Here is a 26,848-nt window from a genome sequence, read left to right as displayed (position 1 = left end):
GGAAAGCCGCGCGTAAATCGGTTGCTACCAAGGGATTCCGGGCCGGTTTCGTGTCGAAGTCAGGCAGTTCTAGACTGTCGGATGACGAGCATTCGTGAATCGCTTCACGAGCGCGTCGGAAGATACAGCCCCCCAACTTCCAGGCCGGGATCGAGATGAGCCAGAGCGTGCCGAACGGGCAGCAGGCGGAGACCGCTGATGTGATCGTCGTCGGCGCCGGACCCGCCGGCTCGGCCGCGGCGTACCACCTGGCCAACGCCGGACTCGACGTCCTGTTGCTGGAGAAGACCGCGTTCCCGCGGGAGAAGGTCTGCGGCGACGGGCTCACCCCGCGGGGCACCAAGCAGCTCATCAACATGGGCATCGACATCTCCGAAGAGGCCGGCTGGATCCGCAACTACGGTCTGCGGATCCAGGGCGCCGGGCACGTCCTGCAACTCGACTGGCCGGACCTGGCCAGCCACCCGAACTACGGCCTGACCCGGAACCGGATGGACTTCGACGACATGCTCGCCCGGCAGGCCGTGAAGGCCGGGGCGCGGCTGCGCGAGCGGACCAACGTGAGCGGCCCGATCCTGGACGACCGGGGCCACATCGTCGGCGTCACCGCGAAGCCGGTCGACGACAACGGCCGGCGGGCGGGCGCCGACGTGGAGTTCCGGGCGCCGCTGGTGATGGCCGCCGACGGCAACTCGTCGCGGCTCAGCATCGCGATGGGCCTGCACAAGCGCGACGACCGGCCGATGGGTGTCGCCGTACGGACGTACTTCACCAGCCCGCGGACCGACGACGACTACCTCGAGTCGTGGCTCGAGCTGTGGGCCGACGACCCCAAGCAGCCGGGCCAGCGGGTGCTGCTGCCCGGGTACGGCTGGATCTTCGGGATGGGCGACGGCACCGTCAACGTCGGGCTCGGCATCCTGAACACCTCCGACGCGTTCGGCAAGGTCGACTACGCCGACCTGCTGAAGCAGTGGCTGAAGAACACGCCGGAGGAGTGGCAGTTCCGCGACGAGTTCCAGACCATCCCGATTCGCGGGGCGGCGCTGCCGATGGGCTTCAACCGGCAGCCGCACTACACCCGCGGACTCATGCTGCTGGGTGATGCCGGCGGCATGGTCAACCCGTTCAATGGCGAAGGCATCCCGTACGCGATGGAGTCCGGGGCGTTCGCCGCCGAGGTCGCCGCCCAGGCCCTGCACCGGCAGCCGAACCAGCGGGAGCGCGCGTTGTCGGCGTACCCGAAGGCGCTGAAGCAGGAGTACGGCGGTTACTACACGCTCGGCCGGATCTTCGTGAAGCTGATCGGAAATCCGGAGGTGATGCGGCTGTGCACGAAGTACGGTCTGCCGCGCACCACTTTGATGAAGTTCACCTTGAAGTTGCTGGCCAACCTCACCGACCCGCGCGACGGCGACGTGATGGACAAGATCATCAACGGTCTCACCAAGCTCGCACCGGCGGCCTGACCGGCGGGGCGGGTGAGCTGACCCACAGCGGTACTGATAACACAGTGCTGTTCCGAAACACAGACAGACAAGACCACCGGCTGAAGGAGAGGGAGCACGAGAACGATGCACCCTTACGTACCGATCCTCGTTCTCGGTGTGCTCGCGGCGATCTTCGTGGCGGGCACTCTGGTGACGAGCGCGCTGGTCGGACCCAAGCGCTACAACCGGGCCAAGCTCGACTCCTACGAGTGTGGGATCGAGCCGACCCCGCAGCCGGTCGGTGGCGGGCGGTTCCCGGTCAAGTACTACATCACCGCGATGCTCTTCATCGTGTTCGACATCGAGATCATCTTCCTCTACCCCTGGGCGGTCGCCTTCGACCAGATGGCGCTGTTCGGGCTGATCGAGATGGTCATCTTCATCGTCACCGTCTTCGTCGCGTACGCCTACGTGTGGCGTCGGGGCGGACTGGAGTGGGACTGAACTATGGGTGTTGAGGAACAGCTTCCGGCCGGCGTACTGCTGACCACCATCGAGGGCCTGTCCGGCTACATGCGGAAGGCGTCGTTGTGGCCGGCAACCTTCGGGCTCGCCTGCTGCGCGATCGAGATGATGACGACGGGTGCGCCGCGGTACGACGCCGCCCGCTTCGGCATGGAGGTCTTCCGGGCGTCGCCGCGGCAGGCCGACCTGATGATCGTGGCCGGCCGGGTGAGCCAGAAGATGGCCCCGGTACTGCGCCAGATCTACGACCAGATGCCGAACCCGAAGTGGGTGCTGGCGATGGGTGTCTGCGCGTCGTCCGGCGGCATGTTCAACAACTACGCGATCGTGCAGGGCGTGGACCACGTCGTACCGGTCGACATGTACCTGCCCGGCTGCCCGCCGCGGCCGGAGATGCTGCTGGACGCGTTCCTGAAGCTGCACGACAAGATCCAGCACAGCAAGCTCGGCGCCAACAAGCGCGCGGAGCTGCAGGAGCGGGAGGTGGCCGCGCTGGCCGCTGCCCCGACGATCGAGATGAAGGGGCTTCTCCGGTGAGCGACACGCAACCCGAGAACCTGCCGGCGACGTCGGCGGCCGGTGACGCTCAGACCCCGGCGGCCGAGGTGGTGGACCAGCGCGAGGGCATGTTCGGTGTCCGCGGCACCGGTGACACCTCCGGCTTCGGCGGCCTGCGCCGCCAGGTCGCACTGCCCGGCGGTACGCCGAAGCCTTACGGCTCGTGGTTCGACGGCGCGACCGACCGGCTCGAGGGCCTGGCCGGCGACGGCGCGATCGAGAAGGTCGTGGTCGACCGCAGCGAGCTGACCCTGCACATCAAGCGCGAACATCTGGTCGATGTCTGCCGGCACCTGCGCGACGACGAGGCGCTGCGGTTCGAGTTCTGCTCCGGTGTCAGCGGGGTGCACTACCCCCACGAGACCGGCCGCGAACTGCACGCCGTCTACCACCTGCTGTCGATCACCCACAACCGCCGGATCCGGCTGGAAGTGTCGGCGCCCGACAGCGACCCGCACATCCCGTCCGTCGTCTCGGTCTACCCGGCCAACGACTGGCACGAGCGCGAGACCTGGGACTTCTTCGGCATCGTCTTCGACGGTCACCCGGCGCTGACCCGGATCCAGATGCCCGACGACTGGCCGGGCCACCCGCAACGCAAGGACTACCCGCTCGGCGGGATCGACGTCGAGTACAAGGGCGCCGTCATCCCACCGCCCGACACGCGGAGGTCGTACAACTGATGACCCAAACACAATCGACACCGTCAGACCCGTACGCGACCACTCGCGACACCACCGAGGGCAAGGTCTTCACCGTCACCGGTCAGGACTGGGACGCGGTCGTGGCCGGCCTCGGCGACGAGCCCGAAGAGCGCATCGTCGTCAACATGGGGCCGCAGCACCCGTCCACCCACGGCGTACTCCGGCTGATCCTCGAGATCGAGGGCGAGACGGTGACCGAGGCCCGCTGCGGCATCGGCTACCTGCACACCGGTATCGAGAAGAACATGGAGTTCCGCTCCTGGGTGCAGGGCGTCACGTTCTGCACCCGGATGGACTACCTGTCGCCGTTCTACAACGAGGCGGCCTACAGCCTCGCGGTCGAGCGGCTGCTCGGGATCGAGGACCAGATCCCCGAGAAGGCGAACGTGATGCGGGTGCTCCTGATGGAGCTCAACCGGATCAGCAGCCACCTGGTCTGCATCGCCACCGGTGGCATGGAGATCGGCGCGCTGACCGTGATGACGATCGGCTTCCGCGAGCGGGAGATGACGCTCGACCTGTTCGAGCTGATCACCGGCCTGCGAATGAACCACGCGTTCATCCGGCCGGGCGGTGTCGCCCAGGACCTGCCGCCGGGTGCGCTGGACAAGATCCGCGAGTACATCACCTGGATGAACAAGCACCTGCCCGAGTACGCCGAGCTCTGCAACGCGAACCCGATCTTCAAGGCCCGGCTGCAGAACGTCGGCTACCTGGATCTGGCCGGCTGCATGGCCCTCGGCATCAGCGGCCCGCCGCTGCGCTCGACCGGCTACGCGATGGACCTGCGCAAGTCCCAGCCGTACTGCGGCTACGAGACGTACGACTTCGACGTACCGACCTGGGACTCCGCGGACTCCTACGGGCGGTTCCGGGTCCGGCTGCAGGAGATGCACGAGTCGCTGAAGATCGTCGAGCAGTGCGCCGACCGGCTGGCGAAGATGGAAGGCGAGCCGGTGATGGTGGCCGACAAGAAGATCGGCTGGCCGAGCCAGCTGGCTGTCGGCTCCGACGGGATGGGCAACTCCCTCGACCACATCAAGCACATCATGGGCGAGTCGATGGAAGCACTGATCCATCACTTCAAGCTGGTCACCGAGGGCTTCCGGGTGCCGGCCGGCCAGGCGTACGTCGCCCTCGAGTCGCCGCGTGGTGAGCTCGGCTGCCACCTGGTCTCCGACGGCGGCACCAAGCCGTACCGGGCGCACTTCCGTGACCCGTCCTTCGCAAACCTGCAGGCGATGCCGATCATGTGCGAGGGCGCACAGGTCGCCGACGTGATCGTCGCCGTCGCCAGCCTTGACCCGGTGATGGGTGGAGTGGACCGATAGATGGCCGAGAACCACGCGACCGCAACCGACAAGCCGGTGCCGTACAGCACCGGTGACTCGAAGATCACCGACGCCACGATCGCGGAGATGCGCGAGATCATGGCGCGGTACCCGCAGGCCCGGTCGGCGCTGCTGCCGATGCTGCACCTGGTGCAGTCGGTGGAGGGCCGGGTCACCCCGGAGGGCATCGAGATCTGCGCCGACCTGCTCGAGCTGACCGGCGCCGAGGTGTCCGCGGTGGCGACCTTCTACACGATGTACAAGCGCCGCCCGGTCGGCGACTACCACGTCGGGGTCTGCACCAACACGCTCTGCGCCGTGATGGGTGGCGACCTGATCTTCGACCGGCTCAAGCAGCACCTCGACGTCGGCAACGACGAGACCACCGAGGACGGCAAGATCACCCTCGAGCACCTCGAGTGCAACGCCGCCTGCGACTACGCGCCGGTGATGATGGTGAACTGGGAGTTCTTCGACGACATGACGCCGGAGTCGGCCACCAAGCTGGTCGACGACCTGCGCGAGGGCAACGAGGTGAAGTCGCCGCGCGGTGCGACGATCTGCACCTGGCGCGAGGCCGAGCGAGTGCTGGCCGGCTTCCCCGACGGCCGTGCCGACGAGGGTCCGACCGGCGGCAAGGCGACGCTGGCCGGACTCCGGCTGGCTCGCGAGCGCAACTGGACCGCCCCGGGGCAGCCGTCCCGGCGCGACCGGACCCAGAAGGAGGACTGACCATGCTGACCCCGGTGCTGTCCGACAACTGGGACCAGATCCGTTCCTGGCAGCTCTCGTCGTACCAGCGGTCCGGCGGGTACGAGGCCCTCCGTACGGCGCTGCAGATGCAGCCGGCCGACGTGGTCACCGCCGTCAAGGACTCCGGTCTGCGCGGCCGTGGTGGCGCGGGCTTCCCGACCGGGATGAAGTGGTCGTTCATCCCGCAGGACAACCCGAAGCCGAAGTACCTGGTGGTGAACGCGGACGAGTCCGAGCCGGGCACCTGCAAGGACATCCCGCTGATGCTCGCCTCGCCGCACACGCTGGTCGAAGGCGTCATCATCGCGTCCTACGCGATCCGCGCGAGTGCTGCGTTCATCTACGTCCGCGGTGAGGTCCTGCACGTGGTCCGCCGGCTGCAGCAGGCGGTTGCCGAGGCCAAGGAAGCCGGCTTCATCGGCCAGAACATCCTCGGCAGCGGCTACGACCTGGACGTGATCGTGCACGCCGGCGCCGGCGCCTACATCTGCGGCGAGGAGACGGCGCTGCTGGACTCGCTGGAAGGACGTCGCGGTCAACCTCGGCTGCGTCCTCCGTTCCCGGCGGTGGCGGGTCTCTACGGCTCGCCCACTGTTATCAACAACGTCGAGTCGATCGCGTCGGTTCCCGTCATCCTCAAGAACGGCGCCGACTGGTTCTCCTCGATGGGCACCGAGAAGTCCAAGGGCATGACGCTGTACTCGCTGTCCGGGCATGTCACCCGCCCGGGGCAGTACGAGGCACCGATGGGCATCACGCTGCGGGAGCTGATCGATCTGGCCGGCGGTGTCCGTCAGGGCCATGAGCTGAAGTTCTGGACGCCGGGTGGTTCGTCCACGCCACTGCTGACCTCGGAGCACCTCGACGTACCGCTGGACTACGAGGGCGTCGGCTCGGTCGGCTCGATGCTGGGCACCAAGGCGCTGCAGATCTTCGACGACAGCACCTGCGTGGTCCGCTCGGTGCTCCGCTGGACCGAGTTCTACAAGCACGAGTCCTGCGGCAAGTGCACGCCCTGCCGCGAGGGCACCTGGTGGCTGGTGCAGATCCTCGAGCGGCTGGAGCACGGCAAGGGCACCGAGGAGGACCTGGTCACCCTGCTCGACCTGTGCGAGAACATCACCGGCCGTTCGTTCTGCGCGCTGGCCGACGGTGCGACCGCGCCGATCACCAGCTCGATCCAGTACTTCAAGGACGAGTACCTGGCGCACTTCGAGAACGGCGGCTGCCCGTTCGACCCGATGGCAAGCACTGTCTTCGCTACCGCTGGAGCAAGCGCATGACGATCCAAGCGAACCCGCCGGCCGGGTCGGAGGTGGAGCGCACCGATCTGGTGACGGTCACCATCGACGACATCGAGGTGAAGGTTCCGAAGAACACCCTGCTGATCCGCGCCGCGGAGCAGATCGGGATCCAGATCCCGCGGTTCTGCGACCACCCGCTGCTCGACCCGGTCGGCGCCTGCCGGCAGTGCCTGGTCGAGATCACCGACGCCGGGAACGGCCGGGGGATGCCGAAGCCGCAGGCCTCCTGCACGATCACCGTCGCCGACGGCATGGTGGTCCGGACCCAGGTGTCCTCGCCGGTGGCGGACAAGGCCCAGCACGGGAACATGGAGTTCCTGCTGATCAACCACCCGCTGGACTGCCCGGTCTGCGACAAGGGCGGCGAGTGCCCGCTGCAGAACCAGGCGATGAGCAACGGCGGCGGCGAGAGCCGGTTCCACGAGATCAAGCGGACCTACCCGAAGCCGATCAACATCTCCGCCGAGGTGCTGCTGGACCGCGAGCGCTGCATCCTCTGCGCGCGCTGCACCCGGTTCTCCGAGCAGATCGCCGGTGACCCGTTCATCGCGCTGATCGAGCGCGGCGCGCTGCAGCAGGTCGGCATCTACGAGAAGGAGCCGTTCGAGAGCTACTTCTCCGGCAACACGATCCAGATCTGCCCGGTCGGTGCGCTGACGAGCGCGGCGTACCGGTTCCGGTCCCGGCCGTTCGACCTGGTGTCGGTGCCGTCGGTGGCCGAGCACGACTCCTCCGGTGCGGCGATCCGGGTCGACTACCGGCGCGGCAAGGTGATGCGCCGGCTCGCCGGTGACGACCCGCAGGTCAACGAGGAGTGGATCTCCGACAAGGACCGGTTCGCGTTCAACTACGCGACCACCGGCGACCGGCTGACCCACCCGATGATCCGCGAGGACGGCGAGCTGCGGCCGGCGTCCTGGCCGGAGGCACTGTCCTTCGCGGCGGAGAACCTGACCGCGGCCCGTGGCAACGCGGCCGTGCTGACCGGCGGCCGGCTGACCGTCGAGGACGCCTACGCGTACTCGAAGTTCGCCCGGGTCGCCCTCGGCACCAACGACATCGACTTCCGGGCCCGGCCGCACTCCGCGGAGGAGGCGGACTTCCTCGCCGCCGCGGTGGCCGGCACCGGTCTCGGTACGACGTTCGGCGACCTCGAGCGGGCCGGATCCGTGCTGCTCGTCGGGTTCGAGCCGGAAGAGGAAGCGCCGTCGGTCTTCCTCCGGCTGCGCAAGGGCGTCCGGGCCCACGGCACCAAGGTCTTCACGGTCGCGGCCTACGGGTCCCGCGGCATCGAGAAGCTGGACGGCGTCGTCGTACCGGCATCGCCGGGCACCGAGGCCGCCGTACTGGCCGACCTCAGTGCCGCCGGTTCGGCCGGGGCCGCGGCGCGGGCCGCGCTCGGTGCGGACTCGATCATCATCGTGGGTGAGCGGCTCGCGAGCGCGCCGGGTGGTTACTCGGCCGCGCTGCGGCTGGCGCTCGACACGGGTGCGCAGCTGGCCTGGATCCCGCGGCGTGCGGGTGACCGCAGCGCGCTCGAGGCCGGCTGCCTGCCGGGGCTGCTGCCCGGTGGCCGGCTGGTGTCCGACCCGCAGGCGCGCGTCGACCTGCAGGCCGCGTGGGGTGTGGAGCACCTGCCGGCGAACGTCGGCAAGGACCTGACCGAGATCCTGGCTTCGGCCGGATCCCTGGCCGCCCTGGTGGTCGCGGGGGTCGAGATCGACGACCTGCCCGACCCGGCGGCTGCTCTGGCCGCGCTCGAGGCCGCGCCGTTCGTGGTCAGCTTCGAGGTCCGCAACTCGCAGGTGACCGAGCACGCAGATGTCGTCTTCCCGGTGGTACCGCCGGCGGAGAAGGACGGCACCTTCGTCAACTGGGAGGGCCGCGAGCGGTCGTTCCCGGTGGTGCTGCCGGTCCCGGCCGCGATGCCCGACGTCCGGGCGCTGGCCGCGCTGGCGCAGGAGATGGACCGGTCGCTCGGGTTCGCCACTCCGGCCGGGGCGAAGAAGGAGTACGACGAGCTCGGCCGCTGGGACGGGGATCGCGCGCAGGAGCCGACGTACCCGGCCGGTCCGTCGCTCGGCGCGTTCGACTCCACCCGGCTGGCGACCTGGCGGATGCTGATCGACGACAGCCGGGCGAACGACGGTGAGCCGCACCTGACCGCCACCGCGCGGACGCCGGTCGCACGGATCTCGCTCACCACCGCGCGGCGGCTCGGTGTCGCCGACGGGGACGAGTTGGCGGTCAGCACCGACGCCGGCTCGATCCGGCTGCCGGTGGTGATCACCGACATGACCGACAACGTGGTCTGGCTGCCGACCAACTCGGCCGACTCCCATGTCCGCCGGGCTCTGCACGCCGACCATGGCTCGATCGTCACGATCGCCGGAGGGAACGCATGACCAACATCCCGCTCGCGGTGCCGGACGCAGGGGTCGGGAACGACGACTGGTGGGTCGTCGGCCTCAAGGTGCTGCTGGTCTTCGTCTTCCTGATCGTGCTGACGCTGTTCAACATCTGGTGGGAGCGCCGGGTCGTGGCCCGGATGCAGCACCGGATCGGACCGAACGTGCACGGCCCGTTCGGTCTGCTCCAGTCGCTGGCCGACGGAATGAAGCTGATGTTCAAGGAAGACCTGATGCCGAAGGGCGTGGACAGGCTCGTCTACGTCCTGGCGCCGGTGATCGTGTCGATCCCGGCCTTCCTGACCTTCGCGGTGATCCCGTTCGGTCCGACGGTGAGGATCCCGTTCACCGACACCTACACCCGGCTGCAGATCACCGACCTGCCGGTCTCGGTGCTGTACGTGATGGCGGTCGCCTCGATCGGCATCTACGGCATCGTGCTCGGCGGCTGGTCGTCCAACTCGACGTACTCGCTGCTCGGTGGCCTGCGGTCCAGCGCGCAGATGATCTCGTACGAGGTCGCCATGGGCCTGGCGCTGGTGACCGTGTTCCTGTTCGCCGGCTCGATGTCCACCTCGGAGATCGTCGCGGCGCAGTCGCACCAGACCGTGCACGTGCTCGGTACGGCGATCTCGCTGCCCGGGTGGTACGCGTTCCTGCTGTTCCCGTCGTTCGTGATCTACGTGATCTCGATGGTCGGCGAGACGAACCGGGCGCCGTTCGACCTGCCGGAGGCCGAGGGCGAGCTGGTGGCCGGCTTCCTGACCGAGTACTCGTCGATGAAGTACGCGATGTTCTTCCTGGCCGAGTACATCAACATGGCGACCGTGTCGGCGCTGGCCACCACGCTGTTCCTGGGCGGCTGGCGGGCCCCGTGGCCGATCTCGCTCTGGGACGGCGCGAACTCCGGCTACTGGCCGGTGCTGTGGTTCGTCGGCAAGATGATGTGCTTCATCTTCTTCTACATCTGGCTGCGCGGCACGCTGCCGCGACTGCGCTACGACCAGTTCATGCGACTCGGCTGGAAGATCCTGATCCCGATCTCGCTGGCCTGGATCCTGCTGGTCGCGACCGTCCGCGCGGTCGGCCGGGAGACCACCTTCAGCCGCAGCACGCTGCTGGTCGCCGCCGCCGTCGTGCTGGTGATCGCGGTGATCACCCTGTTCGTGCCGGGGAAGCCCAAGGAAGACAAGACCGAGGTCGACGACGGCGAGGAGTTCGATGCCTTCGCCGGCGGCTTCCCGGTGCCACCACCGCTCGTCAAGACTCCGAGCCGAAATGAGGCGGACGTCAGCCGTGGCTGAGAAAAAGACAGTCAAAGAGTCCCTCTGGGATCCGGTAGCCGGGTTCGGGGTCACCTTCCGGACGATGTTCCGGAAGGTGTTCACCGAGCAGTACCCGTTCGAGAAGAAGCCGACCGCCCCGCGCTTCCACGGCCGGCACCAGCTGAACCGCTGGCCGGACGGGCTGGAGAAGTGCATCGGCTGCGAGCTGTGCGCGTGGGCCTGCCCCGCGGACGCGATCTACGTCGAGGGTGCGGACAACACCGATGGAGGCCGGTTCTCCCCTGGTGAGCGGTACGGCCGGGTGTACCAGATCAACTACCTGCGCTGCATCCTCTGCGGGCTGTGCATCGAGGCCTGCCCGACCCGGGCGCTCACGATGACCAACGAGTACGAGCTCGCCGACACCAGCCGCGCGTCCCTCATCTATGAGAAGAAGGACCTGCTGGCGCCGCTGCTCCCGGGCATGCAGGAGCCGCCGCACGACATGCAGCTCGGCAGCACCGAGAAGGACTACTACCTCGGCCTGACCGGTGCCGCCGTACCGGCCGAGGGTGGTGACGCCAAATGATCGGCATGGTCACCGGCGGGCAGTTCGCGTTCTGGATGCTGGCCCCGGTCATGATCCTGGCCGCGATCGCGATGGTCCTGGTCCGCAAGGCGGTGCACTCTGCGCTGTTGCTGGCGACGGTGATGATCTGCCTCGCGGTGCAGTACGCCGCTCAGGACGCGCCGTTCCTGTTCGCCGTACAGATCATCGTCTACACCGGCGCGATCCTGATGCTGTTCCTCTTCGTGCTGATGCTGGTCGGTGTGGACGCCTCCGACTCCCTGGTCGAGACGATCCGCGGGCAGCGACTGCTGGCCGCGGTGGCGTTCCTCGGCTTCGGGATCCTGCTGGTCGCCGCCGTCGGCAACGGGATCTGGGGGCACCCGCTCGGCCTGGCCGACGCGCAGCCGGAGGGGAACGTCAGGGGCCTCGCGCAGCTGCTGTTCGGCAAGTACGTGTTCGCCTTCGAAGTGACCTCGGCGCTGCTGATCACCGCGGCGATGGGCGCGATGATGCTGGCCCACCGTGAGCGGCTGACCAAGAAGAGGACCCAGCGCGACCACGCCGAGGAGCGGATCCGCAAGTACGCCGAGCAGGGGATCCATCCGGGTCCGCTGCCGACTCCCGGCGTACTGGCCCGGCACAACGCCGTCGACACGCCGGCGCTGCTGCCGGACGGGTCGATCGCACCGACGTCGGTTTCGCGTGTGCTGCAGGCACGTGGCACCGTGTTCCCCGAAGCCGAGGAGCGGGCCGACATCGACGAGGTCCGCCAGCTCGACTCGGGCGACGACTACGACGACTCCGACGAGGGAGCGAAGGCATGACGACCGAGCCGTACATCGTGCTCGCGGCGATTCTTTTCAGTATCGGCGCACTCGGCGTGCTGGTGCGCCGCAACGCCATCGTCGTCTTCATGTGCGTCGAACTGATGCTGAACGCAACGAACCTCGCGTTCGTCACCTTCGCCCGCCAGCACGGCAACCTCGACGGCCAGATCGCCGCCTTCTTCGTGATGGTGGTGGCCGCGGCCGAGGTGGTCGTCGGGCTGGCGATCATCATGGCCATCTTCCGCACCCGTCGCTCGGCCTCGGTCGACGACGCCAACCTGCTCAAGTACTGAGGTAAGCACCGATGAGTCATGAGCTGACGTGGCTGCTGATCGCGGTCCCGGCCGTGTCCGCGGCGATCCTGCTGCTCGGTGGCAAGGCCACCAACGCGTGGGGTCACCTGCTGGGCACGCTGGCACCGCTGATCTCCTTCGCCTTCGGCGTCGTTCTGTTCGTCCAGATGCAGGGCAAGCCGAGCGACGACCGGGCCGAGACGGTCCGGCTGTTCGAGTGGTTCTCTGTCGGCAACATCAAGGTGGAGTTCAGCCTGCTGATCGACCCGCTGTCGATCCTGTTCGTGCTGCTGATCACCGGTGTGGGTTCGCTCATCCACATCTACTCGATCGGCTACATGGAGCATGACGAGCGCCGGCGCCGGTTCTTCGGTTATCTGAACCTGTTCATCGCGTCGATGTTGCTGCTGGTTCTCGCGGCCGACTACCTGGTGGTCTTCGTCGGCTGGGAGGGTGTCGGCCTGGCGTCGTACCTGCTGATCGGGTTCTGGCAGTACAAGACCACGGCCGCGGTCGCCGCGAAGAAGGCCTTCGTGGTGAACCGGGTCGGTGACATGGGCCTGTCGCTCGCGGTGATGAGCATGTGGGCGCTGTTCGGCTCCTCGGCCTTCGCGACCGTGAACGCCGGCGCGGACAAACTGTCGGGTACCTGGGCCACGCTGCTCGGGCTGATGCTGCTGCTGGCGGCGTGCGGCAAGTCCGCGCAGGTGCCGCTGCAGTCCTGGCTGCTGGACGCGATGGAGGGGCCGACCCCGGTGTCGGCCCTCATTCACGCGGCGACCATGGTCACCGCGGGCGTCTACCTGGTGGTCCGCTCGAGCGCGATCTACAACGTCACCGACGCCGCGTCCACCGCGGTGGTGGTCGTCGGCACGGTGACCGTCCTGTTTGGCGCGATCATCGGTTGCGCCAAGGACGACATCAAGAAGGTCCTGGCCGGTTCCACGATGAGCCAGATCGGCTACATGATGCTTGCCGCCGGCCTCGGTCCGGTGGGCTACGTCTTCGCGATCTTCCACCTGCTCACGCACGGTTTCTTCAAGGCCGACATGTTCCTCGGTGCCGGTTCGGTGATGCACGGCATGAACGACGACGTGAACATGCGCCGTTACGGCGCCCTGCGGAAGTACATGCGGGTCACCTACGTGACGTTCGCCTTCGGCTACCTGGCGATCCTGGGCATCCCGCCGTTCTCCGGCTTCTTCAGCAAGGACCACATCATCGAGGTCGCCTTCGCGGAGAACACGGTGGTCGGTCTGTGTGCGCTGCTCGGCGCCGGAATCACCGCGTTCTACATGACCCGGCTGATGATGATGACCTTCTTCGGCGAGAAGCGCTGGGAGGAGGACGTGCATCCGCACGAGTCGCCCAAGGTGATGACCGGTCCGCTGATCGTCCTGGCGATCCTCTCGCTCGTCGGCGGCGCGCTCTACTTCGTCGGCCACTGGATCGTGAAGTGGCTGGAGCCGGTCACCGGTTTCGAGGAGGCTGAACCGCCGATCGGCGCGCTGGCGATGTCGCTGATCATCCTCGCGGTCGTGATCGTCGGTGCTGCCATCGGTGTCGTGCTGTTCCGCCGGGACATCCCGCGCCTGGCACCGGTGAAGGTCTCGCCGGTCACCACCTTCGCCCGCCGGGACCTGTACGGCGACGCGCTGAACGAGGCGGTCCTGATGCGTCCGGGCCAGTACCTCACCCGCACGCTGGTCTGGTTCGACAACCGCGTTGTGGACGGCCTGGTGAACGGGCTGGCCGCACTGTTCGGTGGACTGTCCGGAAGGCTCCGGCGGGTCCAGACGGGCTTCGTCCGTTCCTACGCACTCAGCATGGTTTTCGGCGCCGCACTCGTGGTCGTCGCCCTCCTCGCGGTGAGGTTGTCGTGAACATCGGTTGGTTGACCCTCCTACTGCTCCTGCCGTTCGTCGGGGCCATCGCGACGATGCTGGTGCCCAAGGCGAAGGCGCTGCTGGCCAAGCAGGTCGCGCTCGGGTTCTCGCTCGTCACGCTGGTACTGACGGCGGTGATCACGATCGGCTACCAGCGCAACGGCCCCGCGGACTACGCCGAGGTCCACAACTGGATCAAGCCGTTCGGTGCGCACTTCGCGCTCGGCCTCGACGGGGTCGGGGTGGTGCTGCTGGTGCTGACCGCGCTGCTCACCCCGGTCGTGCTGATCGCGTCCTGGAACGACGCGCAGAACGGCCGCTGGTCGGAGAAGGCCTTCTTCGCCTGGATCCTCGGCCTGGAGGCACTGTCGCTCGGCGTGTTCGCCGCCACCGACGTGTTCCTCTTCTACGTGCTGTTCGAGGCCACGCTGATCCCGATGTACTTCCTGATCGGTGGCTTCGGCGGCCCGCAGCGCTCGTACGCCGCGGTGAAGTTCCTGCTCTACTCGCTGCTCGGCGGTCTGCTCATGCTGGCCTCGGTGGTCGGCCTGTTCGTCGTTTCGTCGCGCCAGGGCGATCCGTCGTACCTGCTGTCCGACATGATGAAGCTCGACATGAGCCAGAACACGGAACGCTGGCTGTTCCTCGGCTTCTTCTTCGCCTTTGCGGTGAAGGCGCCGATGGTGCCGTTCCACACCTGGCTGCCGGACGCGGCCGGCGAGGCGACACCGGGTACGTCGGTCCTACTGGTCGGCGTCCTGGACAAGATCGGCACCTTCGGGATGATCCGGTACTGCCTGGGCCTGTTCCCGAACGCGTCCGAGTGGGCCACCCCGGTCGTCCTGGTGCTGGCCCTGATCTCGGTCCTGTACGGCGCGCTGCTGGCGATCGGGCAGACCGACATCAAACGGCTGATCGCGTACACCTCGATCTCGCACTTCGGCTTCATCGTGATGGGCATCTTCGCGCTGACCTCGCAGGGCCTGACCGGATCGACGCTGTACATGTTCAACCACGGGCTCTCCACCGCGGCACTGTTCCTGATCGCCGGGTACCTGATATCCCGGCGCGGATCCGCCCGGATCGCCGACTACGGCGGGGTGGAGAAGGTGGCGCCGGTGCTGGCCGGCACGTTCCTGTTCGCCGGCCTGGCCAGCCTGGCACTGCCCGGTCTGTCGCCGTTCATCTCCGAGTTCATGGTGCTGGCCGGGACGTTCAGCCGGCACAAGACGATCGCGGTGATCGCGGTGTTCGGTATCGTGCTCGCCGCGCTGTACATCCTGCTGATGTACCAACGCACGATGACCGGACCGGTCCGGGACGGGATCGAGAAGCTGAAGGACCTGAACACGCGTGAGGTACTGGCGATCGCGCCGCTCGTGATCCTGATCATCGGCTTCGGCATCTACCCGAAGCCGGTGGTCGACATCATCAAGCCCGCGGTCCAGTCGACCATGCAGCGGGTGGGCGTGACCGACAAGGCTCCGCAGATCCCCGTGACGGAGGGACAGAAGTGATCGCGCACATCCTGCCGCTGGCGGATTTCACGGCGCCCAAGATCGAGTACAACGAGCTGGCTCCGCTGCTCGTGGTCTTCGGTGCGGCGTGTGTCGGCGTCGTGGCCGAGGCGTTCCTGCCCCGGCAGTTGCGGCATCTGGTGCAGCTGGCGATCACGGTGGTAGCCCTGGTCGTCGCGGGCGTGCTGACCGCCATCCTGATGGGCGGCGACAAGGAGGTGATCGCGGCCCAGGGCGAGATCTCGGTCGACGGCCCGGCGCTGTTCACCTGGATCCTCCTGCTGGGGCTGACGCTGATCAGCGTGCTGCTGTTCGCCGAGCGGTCGGTCGACGGTGGACTGTCCGCGTTCGCCGGCCAGGCGGCCGCCGTACCGGGGTCCGAGGCCGAGCGCGAGGGCACCGCGGCGCGGGTCGAGCACACCGAGGTCTTCCCGCTGACGCTGTTCGCGGTCGGCGGCATGATGCTGTTCGCCTCGGCCAACGACCTGCTGGTGCTGTTCGTCGCGCTCGAGGTCTTCTCGCTGCCGCTGTACCTGCTGTGCGGGCTGGCGCGTCGTCGCCGGTTGATCTCGCAGGAAGCCGCGATGAAGTACTTCCTGCTCGGTGCCTTCTCCTCGGCGTTCCTGCTGTTCGGCATCGCGCTGCTCTACGGGTACGCCGGGACGATGTCGCTCGGCGGGATCTCGGACGTGCTGGCCACCCAGACCGGCGGTGACGTGATCCTGCTGGCCGGGACGGGCCTGGTGGCGGTCGGCCTGCTGTTCAAGGTCGGTGCCGTACCGTTCCACTCCTGGACGCCGGACGTCTACCAGGGCGCCCCGACGCCGGTCACCGGGTTCATGGCGGCCTGCACCAAGATCGCCGCGTTCATCGGGCTGATGCGGGTCTTCTACGTCGCCCTCGGCGGGACGCGCTGGGACTGGGCGCCGATGATGTGGATCGTCGCGATCCTCACCATGGTGGTCGGCTCGATCGTCGCGATCACCCAGTCCGACGTGAAGCGGATGCTGGCGTACTCGTCGATCGCCCACGCAGGCTTCCTGCTGACCGCGTTCGTCGGGCTCTCGCAGGCAAGTAGCGGCAACCACAACGGGATCACCTCGACCCAGGCGGTGCTGTTCTACCTGGTCTGCTACGGCTTCCCGACCGTCGGCGCCTTCGCCGTCGTGACGCTGGTGCGGGACGCGGGTGGCGAGGCGACGCACCTGTCGCGCTGGGCCGGACTGGGCAAGAAATCGCCGCTGCTGGCCGGCATCTTCGCCTTCTTCCTGATCTCCTTCGCCGGGATCCCGCTGACCGCCGGCTTCACCGGCAAGTGGGCGGTGTTCACCGCGGCGTGGAGCGGTGGCGCGTGGCCGCTGGTCGTGGTCGCCGTACTGTGCAGCCTGATCGCCGCGTTCTTCTACGTCCGCGTGATCGTGCTGATGTTCTTCTCCGACCTCCCGGCCGACGCACCGGACGTGGCCCTGCCCGGCTGGCAGACCACGACCGCCGTCGCCCTCGGTCTCGCCGCCACCGTGGTCCTCGGCCTGGTCCCCGGACCGGTGCTCGACCTGGCGGCCCGCGCAGGTGAGTTCATCCGTTGAGTCCGACCCCGCTGCCGGCCGAGAGCCTGGGATTCGCGTTCGCCGACGAGGCGCTCGAATCCCGGGTTCGTGCCGGCCTGGAGACCGTCGAGCAGGCGCTGCGCGACGCGACCCAGTCCGAGGCGCCGTTCGTCACCGCGGCCGCGCAGCACGTCATGGTTGCCGGTGGCAAGCGGTTCCGGCCGCTGCTGGTACTGCTGGCGGCCGAGTTCGGGCCTGCTCCGGACGCCTCGGAGGTCGTCAAGGCGGCCGCGGTGGTCGAGCTCACCCATGTCGCGACCCTGCACCACGACGACGTGATGGACGAGGCCGCGCTGCGGCGGGGCTCGTCCACCGCGAACGCCCGCTGGGACAACTCGGTCGCCATCCTGTCCGGTGACTGGCTGTTCGCCCGGGCGTCCTACCTGCTCGCCGACCTCGGGCCGGAGGCGGTCCGGATCCAGGCCCGGACCTTCGGCCGGCTCGTCGAGGGCCAGATCCGCGAAACCCTGGGGGTCGGCGAGGGCCAGGACCCGCTGAAGCACTACCTCTCGGTGGTCGCCGACAAGACCGGCTCGCTGATCGCGACGTCGGTGCTCTTCGGAGCCCGGTACGCCGGTGCCTCCGAGCAGATCCAGGAATCGCTGCGCGCCTTCGGCGAGGAGATCGGCGTCGCCTTCCAGCTCGCCGACGACATCCTCGACATCGCCTCGGAGTCCGGCCAGTCCGGTAAGACTCCCGGCACCGATCTGCGCGAGGGCGTCCCGACCCTGCCGGTCCTGATCTTCCGGGCTCAGGCCGACCCGTCGGACCCGACGGACGCACGCCTGCTCGAGCTGCTCGACTCGGACCTGTCCGACGACACCCGCCTGGCCGAGACCCTCGACCTCCTGCGGGCCCACTCGTCCTTCCGGCAGGCCGAGGACGACGTACGCCGACGCGCCGCCGACGCGCGCAAACTCCTCGCCGACCTTCCCGAAGGCACCGCCCGCGACGCCCTCGACTCCCTCTGCGACCTGGTCGCCACCCGCTCGGTCTAGAAGGCGTTGCGGCGCCGCATCGCGCGCGGCCGCCCGTCCGGGTCGTAGACGTGACGGGCCAGCCGGCTCGCCCAAGCAGTCTGCAGGCGGGACACGGGGTGCGGGCTGTGCCGGCGGATCCGGCCGGGAGGTCGTGGCCCGAGGCAACCATTCGCGATCCACTCGTCGAGAGTGGCGGCCTGCTCCTGCCAGAGCTTGAAGCCGCTGATCGGGTCGAGGTCGGGGGCATCGGTGGCGAGATGTTCGGACCACAGCTCCGAGCGGAGCGACCGGGCCAGGTCCGCGGACTCGATCGCGCAGGTCAGTTCGCTGTCGTTGGTCCAGGACCTGCGATTGAAGTTGTCCGAGCCGCAGGTCAGCCACTGGTCGTCGACGATACAGACTTTCGCGTGCACATAGATCGGTACGCCGTACTCGTTCTCCAGGTTGTAGACCGCGACGCGATCCGACTCCAGCAATCTCAGTGCCTCGAGCTGGGCGTAGCGGGCCGGCGGGCCGCTGATCCGGCCGTCCTGGTCCGGATACCGTGGCACGACGGCGATGATCCGCAGCTCGGGCGACCGGTCCAGCGCCTCCCGCAGGCGATGCGTCACCTCCGCTGACCACAGGTACTGATCCTCGACGTAGACCAGGGTCTTCGCTCGCGCGAACGCCTTCAGATAGCCGCGAGCCACGCTGTATTCACCGTGCGGCGCGAACGGGAAAGTCGGATGCTTGTGCGCGTAGGTCCGCAGCACCTGCACCGGATGCGGCCCGGCCGGCGGCGGATCCGGGAACGCCTCCGGCAACTTCGACGGGTGTCGCGGCATCCGGGCCAGCCGCTGGACCACCATCCGGTACGGCGTCCGGCGGTCCAGCGGATGCGGATCGTCCCAGCGTTCGACGAAGCAGCGCAGGAGCTCGCCTACCGCCGGACCGTGGATCTCGAGCACGACGTCGTGCCAGGGAGCCCGGGACCCGTAGCGCGGGTCCATCGGTGCGGTTTGCGGATCGCCCAGGTGCCGTGCGTCGTCGCGTCGTCCGTGACACAGGTCGATACCTCCGACGAAGGCGACATCGGCGTCCGGATCGCCGCGATGCCGGATCACGAACAGCTTCTGGTGGTGCGACGCCAGCCGGCGGACCCGCTGGTCGAGCAACACCTCGGCGCCGGCCTCGTTCAACTCGGTCCCGAGCCGCTGGTTCTGCTGCGAGTTGAAGTTCATGCGGTCGGAGTGGGACCGCCACAACAGCGCCCGGATCTCCACCCCGGTGCGCGCGAGGTCGCAGAGGAGCGACCCGATGCTCGGGCCGTCCTCGAACAGCACCTCGTCCGGATCCCCGCGCCAGTCGGTGAAGTACACCCGGTCACCGGACCGCAGGCCGCACAGCTCGTCGTACAACCGCCGGAAGTACGTCGCTCCATGCACCAACGGCCGCACCAGATTCCCCTCGGTCCACGCCCCACCCTCGTCGATGCCAGTGGCCGCATTGCCACGCTCGCCCGCGCTGAGAAACCACTCGTACGTCATACCCACCCCAGTGCCCTCCCAGTCCCGGCACACACTCGATGCCACCCCACCGACCTCCACCAGGCCCCCGCCCGAGACGCCCTCTGCGACCTGGTAGCCACCCGCTCCGTCTGACCCACGGCGCGGTCACTCCAGCGTCAGGACGATGGCTTGCCCCCCAGGCTCCGACCTGACTGCCAAGTCGTCGCCCGGAGAGGCGTCGACAACGCCCCGGCCGTAGGCAGCGACCTCGACGTCTCCGTTGCCGGATCGGAAGGTGGTTCTCCCCGCAAGGCGGTAGGTGTGGCTGCCCGCGCTGGTCACCGGCACGTCCAGCACCGCTGTCGGGTCGTTGAGACTGACGGTCAGCAGACCCGCGGGCCGGCCGTCCATGACCACCGAGATCTCTCCGGCAATCTGCTGAGCTGCGAGTGTGTAGAAGATCCTGACACTGCTGGACGACGACGGTTCGGGCTCGGGGCTACTACCGGTGGGAGCAGGACCGCTGACCGTGATAGGAGGCGCCGAGCCGGTGTCCGGGCCGCTGGACTGACTCAGCAGGCCCAAACCGACCGCCCCGACAAGCAACGTGAGCGCCAGCAATCCAACCGAAAGTGACACTTTCAGGCCGCGCCCGCTCATCGGTCCGGCATTGCTCATGTCTCCCCCTCTGCTTACGATAGGCCCGAGCGAACCGGCGCAGCAAGAGCGACCTCTCCTCACGGAGGTGCTGGGTGTTTTTCAAGGACCATCCCGCGCTGGTCACGGCAGCACTCTCTGCCCTGCTGATTGCCGCGCGACTGCTGTCCATCGCGCGTTTTGACGTAAGTACCGCTGCAACAATTCTGCAAACCTCAGGAACAGCAACCGCGGTCGCCGGGACCACGCTCACTCTGCTGCCCTTTGCGTTGATGGTGGCAACTTGCCTGCTGGCAGTTGTCGTCCTGATCGACCCTTCTCTGATCAACCTGAGTCCAGGGTGGGCGTGGACTCTTTTCAGCCTGGCCCTGGGTGCGACGCTCTGCCTGACGGCCACCGCACTCGTGGTCGCCACGGTGGCCGTCGTAGTCGTCGTGGCCGTCATCGGCCGCTATGTTCGCCGAAACTCGCGGACGGTTCATATCGCTGAAGCCGTTGCCTCGAGCCGGCTGCTGAGAATTCAGCTCACGGTGCTGCTGGTGGTCGCCGCAATGACTCCGATCATCTTGCAAAGACCGTGGCTACCGGTGCAGACCATTACCATGACGGATGGAAAGCTCCGGGTCGGTTACGTACTCGGCGAATCGCAAGGGGCATTGGTGCTCATGAGTGAAGCCGATCGATCTATCGAGTTTCTTGATCCTGACAACGTCAAATCTCGGGCTATTTGCAGCGGACCGCCGGCGGTCAGTGGAGCGCTCCGGAAAGCACCACAGCTGGAATTCAGGGGATCATTTCTCGGAGCGCTGCTCTGGGGCCGAAACACCCCGCGCTATCCACCGTGCCCCAAAGGCCAGTGAGCCCACCGGTCCGGTACGGATCTGAACGGGTGGAACTGCTCGCCGCTAGGGTCCTCGGGTGAGCGAGCGCACCTTGTCCAACGGCAGCCGAGCTGGTTCGTGAGATCGAGAGCCGGCAGCCCCACCGCTGAGGGCTAGCGGTTCTGCCAGGTGGGACTTTCGACGTAGTGGTTGTCGTAGCGGTCGCTCGTCCTCCCGAGCTCGGCCGGGTCGGTTTCACCGCGGTACACGGATTCCAGGAGGCGGTAATAGCCGAAGCGAGGCTTGGCGTGGGTGAGGACGAAGAGGACCTCGGTATCGTGGTCGCCGGCGGCTTCGAAGGCGTGCGGAGTGTTCGGGGGTACGACGAGGAAGTCGCCTGGCTCCAGCGTGGTGATGTTGTCGCCGGTGAGGACGCGGAGGGAGCCGTCCAGGACGAAGAAGAGTTCGGCGGCCTCATGGTGGAGGTGCGGGGGAGCGCCTTCCTTGCCGGGCTTGAAGATCGAGCGGTGGCTGGTGAGGTGTCCGTTGGTGTCGGGTACGTCGGCGAGCAGCGTGACGCCGCTGGCGGACAGGACCTCGGCCTCGATGGAACGGGTCAGGACGGCCGCGGGGTTCTGGATATTTGACATCTTGAATCAACTCCTGGCTAGGAACAGGCGTGGTGGATCAGGACTTGAGGTTGGCGAACCAGGTGCGGGTGTTCTCCGGAGCGGCCGGCGTCTGCTGCACTACGCGCGTGGCGATGTCGGCGATTGTCGTTCCGGCCAGCTCGCGGCGGTAGGTGAGCTCCGCCGCACGCATTGCCTGGGAGACCAGGCAGGCTTCCCGGTAGTCGGCGCGGGCGTCTGCGCGAGGCCCGGACTTCAGGATCTGGGTGCAGCGGAAGGCGTCGTCGGTGCCGTCGATGGCGACGACGATGTCGAGCAGCGTGATGTTGCGCGGGTCGCGGGCCAGTTGGAAGCCACCCTTCGGCCCGGAGACCGAGGAGAGAATGCCGGCCCGGGTCAGCGCCTGCAACTGCTTGTTCAGGTACGCCGTGGGAAGGTCGTAGAAGGCGGCGAGTCGCTTGGCGGTCACCGCCTCACCGGGCAGCCAGCCGAGGTTCACGCAGCTGTGCATCGCCCATTCGACGCCCTCGTTCATCTTCATAACCTGGATATTAAATGTCCTGAATAGCAGGAGTCAAGAGACCCGGCGGAAGCCGAAAATTCAGACTGCGGAGGCGGTCACCGCGGCCCGCTCGAGGGCGATGCTCTGGCGGCGGCGGTTCATGCTGTCCCAGGTGAAGATGACGAGGGCGAGCCAGACCAGGCCGAAGCCGGCCCAGCGCATGGTGGACATGGCCTCGTGGAAGACCAGGACGCCGACGATGAACTGCATGATCGGCGCGATGTAGTTCAGCAGGCCGAGCGTCGTCATCGAGACCCGCGTCGCGGCGGCTCCGAAGAGCAGGAGCGGTACGGCGGTGATCGGGCCGGTCAGCAACACCAGCACCAGGTAACCGGCGCCCTGGTGGGTGACCGTCGAATCACCGTGGAGCCCGAGTACGGCGATCGCGGCGAGCGCGAGCGGGAACGCAGTTCCGGACTCGATCGCCATCCCCTCGATCGCCCCGGCGCCGGCCTGCTTCTTCGCCAGGCCGTAGAGACCGAACGAGAACGTCAGGATGATCGCCACCCACGGCGGCTGCCCGTTCTCGATGGTCAGCCCGACGACGGCGACGAACGCGATGGACAGCGCCACCCATTGCGCCGTACGCAGCCGTTCCTTCAGGACGAAGACGCCGAGCAGCACCGTGAACAGCGGGGTGATGAAGTACCCCAGCGACGTCTCCACCACCCGGCCGTGGTTCACCGCCCAGATGTACGTGCCCCAGTTCGCCGAGATCAGGAACGCCGCGGCGATCAGCGGCCACCGCCGCCGCGGCTCCCGCAGCAACGCCTTCACCTGGCCGAACTTCCGCAGTACGACGACCAGGATGGCGATCGTGACCAGGGACCAGAGGACCCGGTGGGCGAGCAGTTCGATCGCGCCGGAGTGGTCCAGCAGCTTCCAGTACAGCGGAAAGAGGCCCCAGATCAGGTACGCGGTGAAGCCGTAGGTGAACCCTTTTCGCTGTTCTGGCACGCCGTCAGCCTAAGCCCGCGCGACAGTGGCATCCAATTGCTTTGCTCATGACGTGAGACGGGCTGGTGCGATGGGGTTGGATAGAGAGGTGGAAATGAGGAGGCACCAGTGGGTGTGAGGACCGGTCTGGTCTCGGTGACGTTTCGCCAGTTGCCGGCCGACGAGGTGGCGGAGGTGGCGGCGAAGGCCGGGCTCGCGGCGATCGAGTGGGGTGGTGACGTACATGTCCCGCTCGGCAATCTGGTTGCCGCCCAGCGGGTGAAGGCGCTGTCCGAGGTCCACGGCCTCGAGATCGCGGCGTACGGCTCGTACCTGCGGGCCGGCAGTGTCGACCGCGAGGAGATGCGTTCGGCGGTCGCCACCGCCGAGGCGCTCGGCGCGCCCCGGATCAGGGTCTGGGCCGGCAATGTCAGTACGGCGGAAGCCGGCGTGGGGGACCGGATGGCGGTGACCCGCGGGCTGGCCGAGTTGGCCGACGTTGCCGCGACTGCCGGGATCGAGGTCGCGCTGGAGTTCCACCGCAACACGCTCACCGACGAGGTCGACTCGACGATCACGCTGCTGCTCGACGTCGGTGCGCCCAACCTCAAGACCTACTGGCAACCGCCGGTCGATCTGGACGACGCCCAGTGCCTCGAGCAACTCGAGGCCCTGATGCCGTGGCTCAGCACTGTCCACGTCTTCTCGTGGTGGCCGTCCAACACCCGCCTGCCACTAGCGGCCCGGGCATCCCTCTGGCGCCCCGTCCTGGACCGCCTCGGCGCCGAACCCCGCGAAATCAACGCCCTCCTGGAATTCGTAGCCGACGACTCCCAGGACCAGTTCGCCAAGGACGCCGCCGACCTGCACTCCTGGGTCTGATCAGTCGGTCGTGTAGACGCCGACACCGATCGTCCCCCTGGGCTCGGTCGTCGGCCCGTTGGTGCCGTACACGAGCGTGGCGGTCACGGTCACCGGCTGTCCCTTCGGGACGGCCGGCGTGAGCGTCGCGCTCGGGTCCGGCCCGGCCTGGTAGCCACCCAACGGCCGTCGGCTGATCACGGTCCCGTCACTCAGCCGGAGCTGGATCCGGTACGGCGCGCCGAACTTGTAGCCGTTCGTGGTGGAGAGCAGGCGCAACGCGACCGGACCGCCGGTGGAGGTGAAGGTCGTGGTGACCTGTGCCTGGCCCCGATCCCCGATAGTCGCCGCGAGGAGCGTCTGAGGTCCGACCTTGCGCCGGATGATCAGCTCGTTCTTCACATAATCGCCGGGCTGTGCGGGGACGACGGCGGGGAACGGGCCGCCACGTTCGGCGTAGATGCCCAGGCCGATCTGCTGGGCCGGGTCGTCCGGCGCCGGCGGGCCGGACGGGGGTGCGACGAGGTCCATGGTGACCTTGGCCGGCTGCCCCAGGGGAGCGGGAGCGTCGGCCCAGACCCCGGTCTCGCCGGCGATGCTCAGGGGGTACGTGGTGCCGGGGGGCGGGCAAGACCCAGCCAGAACCGTGTAGCCGTTGATCCGAACCCAGACCTGGTCCTTCGTCGCGATCCGGCAGATCGGGGCGAAGGCGACCCCCTTCGTGGTCGCGGCCCAGTCGAACTCGAGGTGGGTCCGACCGGGCTCGCCGGACGCGCTCCGCAGCAGCGTGTTGCCGGGGAAGGCGCCGGGAATGGGCAGGTCGTTCTGGAGGTGCTGCGTTCGGTCCGTCGGCTCCGGCGTGGAGGTCGACAGGGCACCCGGCAGCACCGCGACGGAGATCGCGACCGCAGCCGCTGCGGCGGTCGCGGCGGCGATCAGGCGCCGGCGCCGGGTGCGCCGGATCTTCGTTCGGACGCCGGGGAGAAGGTCGGCAGGGCGGTCGTCTGCGGTGGCGGCGCGCATGGTCAGTTCGTCGCGGAGGTTCTGGAGGTTCATCGCGAGGGCTCCTGGTCGGCGGAGGCGACGGAGGCGAGTGCTGGGTCGAGGCGGAGTTTGGCCAGCGCCTTCGCGGCTTGGCTTTTGACGGTGCCGACGGCGCAGCCCATCAGGCGTGCGGTCTCGGCTTCGGTGAGGTCCTCGTAGAAGCGGAGTACGACGACGGCGCGCTGGCGCCGGGGGAGGCGGCCGAGGGCGTCCCAGAGGTCGACGCGGTCCTCGCCGGCGGGGGCCGGCGACTCCGGCAGTTCGTCGGTCGGGATCTCGCCGGTCCAGCGGCGGCGCCACCAGGACGAGTACGTGGTGACGAGGATCCGCCGTACGTAGGGCTCCGGGTCGTCCGTGCGGATCCGGGACCAGTGGAACCAGGCCTTGGCCAGCGCGGTCTGGACCAGGTCCTCGGCGAGCGCGTGGTCGCGGGTCAGCAGGTACGCCGTCCGCAGCAGAGCCCGGGAGCGGGCCGCGACGAACGCGTCGAAGCTCTCCAGGGTCCGCACCGCCACCCCCGTCTCGCGCGCGGTCAACGCGCCGTTCTCGATGCTCACATCGTGCTCGACCGGCTGGGCCATCCGGATGGTTGCCCGGCTGTGCGCCAGTTGCAGATCCGGGTCCGCCCAACTGCGGGATCTAGAGGAGTTGGCTGAATGCGTGGATGAGGAGGCCGACCAGGGCGCCGACGACGGTTCCGTTGATCCGGATGAACTGCAGGTCGCGGCCGACGTGCAGTTCGATCCGGGCGGCGGCCTCGCGGCCGTCCCAGCGTTCGATCGTGTCGGAGATGATCGAGACGATCTCGTTGCCATAGGTGCGAACGACGTACCCGACCGCCTCGGCGGCGCGGGCGTCGACCCTGCCGCGGAGTCCGTCGTCGTCCTGCAGTCGTTTGCCCAGCTCCTGCAGGGCTGTCGTCGCGCGCACCTGCAACGTGCTGGCCGGATCGTTGATCGCCTCGATCAGCGCCTTGCGTACGGCGTCCCACACAGCGGTCAGGCTCGAGCCCATGTCGGGGTGCGTTAGCATCCGGGCCTTGAACGCCTCGAAGCGGCCCATCATGTCGGGGTCGTTCTGCAGATCGTCGGCGAGCTGGCCGAGGAGCCGGTCGAGCGCCTGGCGAGTCGGGTGCGAAGGGTTGTCCCGTACGTCGGCCAGCCACGCCAGCGCCTCCCGGTGGATCCGGTCGATCACGATCCGGTCCACCCATTGCGGCGACCAGCTCGGCGCGCGCGAACCGACGATGTCGGCGACCACGTCCCGGTTGTCCCGCAGCCAGTCGTGCGCCTCGACCAGAACCAGCTCGAGCAACGCGTGGTGGGCGCCGTCCTCGACCACCGACTGCAGGAAATGCCCGGCGATCGGGCTCAACGGCTCTCGGACGAACCGCGGTAGCAACGATCCCCGCACGAACGCGGTCACGTCCTCGTCGCCCAGCCTCGGCAGCGCCGCGCCGACCGTCCGGGCTCCCTCGGCCACGATCCGCTCGGCGTGGTTGCCGGCGGCAAGCCACTCGCCGACCCGGCGGCTCACCTCGGCGGTGCGCATCTTCTCCGCCACCACCTCTTCGGAGAGGAAGTTCTCGGTGACGAACTGCTCCAGGCTCTCGGCGAGGCTGTCCTTGCGGGTCGGCACGATCGCGGTGTGCGGGATCGGCAGCCCGAGCGGATGCCGGAACAGGGCGGTGACCGCGAACCAGTCCGCCAGCGCACCCACCATCGCCGCCTCGGCCGCGGTGTTCACGTAACCCCATCCGCCCTCGAGGTGCAGAGTGGCCACGTAGATCGCGACTGCCAGCAGCAACAACCCCAACGCGACCGATCGCATCTGCCGCAACCCGCGCCGCCGAACCTGGTCAGCGGCGCTCAACGTCATTGTCGCCATAC

The 26,848-nt window shown here is 68.0% G+C and carries 26 protein-coding genes; 18 read left to right on the top strand and 8 right to left on the bottom strand.

The annotated features are described in order from the left end of the window. Positions 1-155: 155 nt before the first annotated feature. From OG555_RS08850 to OG555_RS08775, 16 genes are all read left to right on the top strand, one after another. Positions 156-1,469: a geranylgeranyl reductase family protein gene (locus tag OG555_RS08850; RefSeq protein WP_328526922.1), complete on the top strand. Its 1,314-nt coding sequence runs from the start codon at positions 156-158 to the stop codon at positions 1,467-1,469. A gap of 105 nt (positions 1,470-1,574) precedes the next feature. Further along, positions 1,575-1,934 carry an NADH-quinone oxidoreductase subunit A gene (locus OG555_RS08845; protein ID WP_132147066.1) on the top strand — a complete coding sequence of 120 codons (360 nt, stop codon included), beginning with the start codon at positions 1,575-1,577 and terminating at the stop codon, positions 1,932-1,934. A 3-nt stretch (positions 1,935-1,937) separates the two neighbouring features. After that, complete coding sequence (locus OG555_RS08840) at positions 1,938-2,492, top strand: NuoB/complex I 20 kDa subunit family protein (protein WP_329482322.1); 555 nt, start codon at positions 1,938-1,940, stop codon at positions 2,490-2,492. Beyond that, complete coding sequence (locus OG555_RS08835) at positions 2,489-3,196, top strand: NADH-quinone oxidoreductase subunit C (protein WP_405069452.1); 708 nt, start codon at positions 2,489-2,491, stop codon at positions 3,194-3,196. Before OG555_RS08840 ends, OG555_RS08835 begins: the two co-directional genes overlap by 4 nt. Then, the gene (locus OG555_RS08830; RefSeq protein WP_329482321.1) at positions 3,196-4,548 is read left to right on the top strand and encodes an NADH-quinone oxidoreductase subunit D; all 1,353 of its coding nucleotides are present in this window, start codon (positions 3,196-3,198) and stop codon (positions 4,546-4,548) included. The genes OG555_RS08835 and OG555_RS08830 overlap by 1 nt, the downstream gene beginning before the upstream one ends. Beyond that, on the top strand, positions 4,549-5,280 hold the full coding sequence (nuoE, locus tag OG555_RS08825) for an NADH-quinone oxidoreductase subunit NuoE (protein ID WP_329482320.1): 732 nt from the start codon (positions 4,549-4,551) through the stop codon (positions 5,278-5,280). It begins immediately after the preceding gene. 2 nt (positions 5,281-5,282) lie between these two features. Beyond that, positions 5,283-6,584: an NADH-quinone oxidoreductase subunit NuoF gene (gene nuoF, locus OG555_RS08820; RefSeq protein WP_329482319.1), complete on the top strand. Its 1,302-nt coding sequence runs from the start codon at positions 5,283-5,285 to the stop codon at positions 6,582-6,584. Beyond that, on the top strand, positions 6,581-9,010 hold the full coding sequence (locus OG555_RS08815) for an NADH-quinone oxidoreductase subunit G (protein ID WP_329482318.1): 2,430 nt from the start codon (positions 6,581-6,583) through the stop codon (positions 9,008-9,010). The genes nuoF and OG555_RS08815 overlap by 4 nt, the downstream gene beginning before the upstream one ends. Then, positions 9,007-10,317 (top strand): NADH-quinone oxidoreductase subunit NuoH, encoded by a 1,311-nt coding sequence (nuoH, locus tag OG555_RS08810; protein ID WP_329482316.1) that lies wholly within the window; start codon positions 9,007-9,009, stop codon positions 10,315-10,317. The genes OG555_RS08815 and nuoH overlap by 4 nt, the downstream gene beginning before the upstream one ends. Further along, positions 10,310-10,867 carry an NADH-quinone oxidoreductase subunit NuoI gene (gene nuoI / locus OG555_RS08805; protein ID WP_442914492.1) on the top strand — a complete coding sequence of 186 codons (558 nt, stop codon included), beginning with the start codon at positions 10,310-10,312 and terminating at the stop codon, positions 10,865-10,867. Before nuoH ends, nuoI begins: the two co-directional genes overlap by 8 nt. Continuing rightward, the gene (locus tag OG555_RS08800) at positions 10,864-11,673 is read left to right on the top strand and encodes an NADH-quinone oxidoreductase subunit J (RefSeq protein WP_329482314.1); all 810 of its coding nucleotides are present in this window, start codon (positions 10,864-10,866) and stop codon (positions 11,671-11,673) included. Before nuoI ends, OG555_RS08800 begins: the two co-directional genes overlap by 4 nt. Beyond that, positions 11,670-11,969 (top strand): NADH-quinone oxidoreductase subunit NuoK, encoded by a 300-nt coding sequence (gene nuoK, locus OG555_RS08795; RefSeq protein WP_328525962.1) that lies wholly within the window; start codon positions 11,670-11,672, stop codon positions 11,967-11,969. The genes OG555_RS08800 and nuoK overlap by 4 nt, the downstream gene beginning before the upstream one ends. An 11-nt stretch (positions 11,970-11,980) precedes the next feature. Further along, entirely contained in the window at positions 11,981-13,852 is a 1,872-nt protein-coding gene (gene nuoL / locus OG555_RS08790) for an NADH-quinone oxidoreductase subunit L (protein WP_329482313.1), read from the top strand. A 56-nt stretch (positions 13,853-13,908) separates the two neighbouring features. Further along, a complete protein-coding gene (locus OG555_RS08785) occupies positions 13,909-15,372 on the top strand; it encodes an NADH-quinone oxidoreductase subunit M (RefSeq protein WP_442914523.1) in 1,464 nt (487 codons plus the stop codon). Further along, positions 15,372-16,958 carry an NADH-quinone oxidoreductase subunit NuoN gene (gene nuoN / locus OG555_RS08780; protein ID WP_405072120.1) on the top strand — a complete coding sequence of 529 codons (1,587 nt, stop codon included), beginning with the start codon at positions 15,372-15,374 and terminating at the stop codon, positions 16,956-16,958. Before OG555_RS08785 ends, nuoN begins: the two co-directional genes overlap by 1 nt. Next, complete coding sequence (locus OG555_RS08775) at positions 16,955-17,977, top strand: polyprenyl synthetase family protein (RefSeq protein WP_329482309.1); 1,023 nt, start codon at positions 16,955-16,957, stop codon at positions 17,975-17,977. The genes nuoN and OG555_RS08775 overlap by 4 nt, the downstream gene beginning before the upstream one ends. Here OG555_RS08775 and OG555_RS08770 read toward each other — a convergent pair. Continuing rightward, complete coding sequence (locus OG555_RS08770) at positions 17,974-19,533, bottom strand: phospholipase D family protein (RefSeq protein WP_329482308.1); 1,560 nt, start codon at positions 19,531-19,533, stop codon at positions 17,974-17,976. The genes OG555_RS08775 and OG555_RS08770 overlap by 4 nt on opposite strands. A gap of 81 nt (positions 19,534-19,614) precedes the next feature. Beyond that, positions 19,615-20,127 (bottom strand): hypothetical protein, encoded by a 513-nt coding sequence (locus OG555_RS08765; protein WP_329482307.1) that lies wholly within the window; start codon positions 20,125-20,127, stop codon positions 19,615-19,617. A 74-nt stretch (positions 20,128-20,201) separates the two neighbouring features. Here OG555_RS08765 and OG555_RS08760 point away from each other — a divergent pair, with 74 nt between their 5' ends. After that, complete coding sequence (locus tag OG555_RS08760) at positions 20,202-20,966, top strand: hypothetical protein (protein ID WP_329482306.1); 765 nt, start codon at positions 20,202-20,204, stop codon at positions 20,964-20,966. A 134-nt stretch (positions 20,967-21,100) separates the two neighbouring features. Here OG555_RS08760 and OG555_RS08755 read toward each other — a convergent pair whose 3' ends face one another. Genes OG555_RS08755 through rarD form a run of 3 tightly spaced genes read right to left on the bottom strand, consistent with a single transcriptional unit; the run spans position 21,101 to position 23,075 of the window. After that, positions 21,101-21,577 carry a cupin domain-containing protein gene (locus OG555_RS08755; protein ID WP_329482305.1) on the bottom strand — a complete coding sequence of 159 codons (477 nt, stop codon included), beginning with the start codon at positions 21,575-21,577 and terminating at the stop codon, positions 21,101-21,103. A gap of 37 nt (positions 21,578-21,614) precedes the next feature. Further along, on the bottom strand, positions 21,615-22,097 hold the full coding sequence (locus tag OG555_RS08750) for an RrF2 family transcriptional regulator (protein ID WP_329482304.1): 483 nt from the start codon (positions 22,095-22,097) through the stop codon (positions 21,615-21,617). Between the two features lie 60 nt (positions 22,098-22,157). After that, the gene (rarD, locus tag OG555_RS08745; protein WP_329482303.1) at positions 22,158-23,075 is read right to left on the bottom strand and encodes an EamA family transporter RarD; all 918 of its coding nucleotides are present in this window, start codon (positions 23,073-23,075) and stop codon (positions 22,158-22,160) included. A gap of 108 nt (positions 23,076-23,183) precedes the next feature. Between rarD and OG555_RS08740 the strand changes: the two genes are divergently transcribed. Further along, positions 23,184-23,936 carry a sugar phosphate isomerase/epimerase family protein gene (locus OG555_RS08740; protein ID WP_329482302.1) on the top strand — a complete coding sequence of 251 codons (753 nt, stop codon included), beginning with the start codon at positions 23,184-23,186 and terminating at the stop codon, positions 23,934-23,936. Here the strand turns inward: OG555_RS08740 and OG555_RS08735 are convergent, their stop codons facing one another. The 3 genes from OG555_RS08735 to OG555_RS08725 form a co-directional block, all read right to left on the bottom strand. Then, the gene (locus OG555_RS08735) at positions 23,937-24,971 is read right to left on the bottom strand and encodes a hypothetical protein (protein ID WP_329482301.1); all 1,035 of its coding nucleotides are present in this window, start codon (positions 24,969-24,971) and stop codon (positions 23,937-23,939) included. Beyond that, positions 24,968-25,516: a SigE family RNA polymerase sigma factor gene (locus tag OG555_RS08730; RefSeq protein ID WP_329482300.1), complete on the bottom strand. Its 549-nt coding sequence runs from the start codon at positions 25,514-25,516 to the stop codon at positions 24,968-24,970. Before OG555_RS08730 ends, OG555_RS08735 begins: the two co-directional genes overlap by 4 nt. Before the next feature lie 82 nt (positions 25,517-25,598). Next, the gene (locus tag OG555_RS08725) at positions 25,599-26,846 is read right to left on the bottom strand and encodes a DUF445 domain-containing protein (protein ID WP_329482299.1); all 1,248 of its coding nucleotides are present in this window, start codon (positions 26,844-26,846) and stop codon (positions 25,599-25,601) included. Between the last annotated feature and the right edge of the window lie 2 nt (positions 26,847-26,848).

The sequence above is a fragment of the Kribbella sp. NBC_01484 genome (assembly GCF_036227145.1).
GTDB lineage: Bacteria > Actinomycetota > Actinomycetes > Propionibacteriales > Kribbellaceae > Kribbella.
This window is presented reverse-complemented; position numbering and strand designations above follow the sequence as displayed.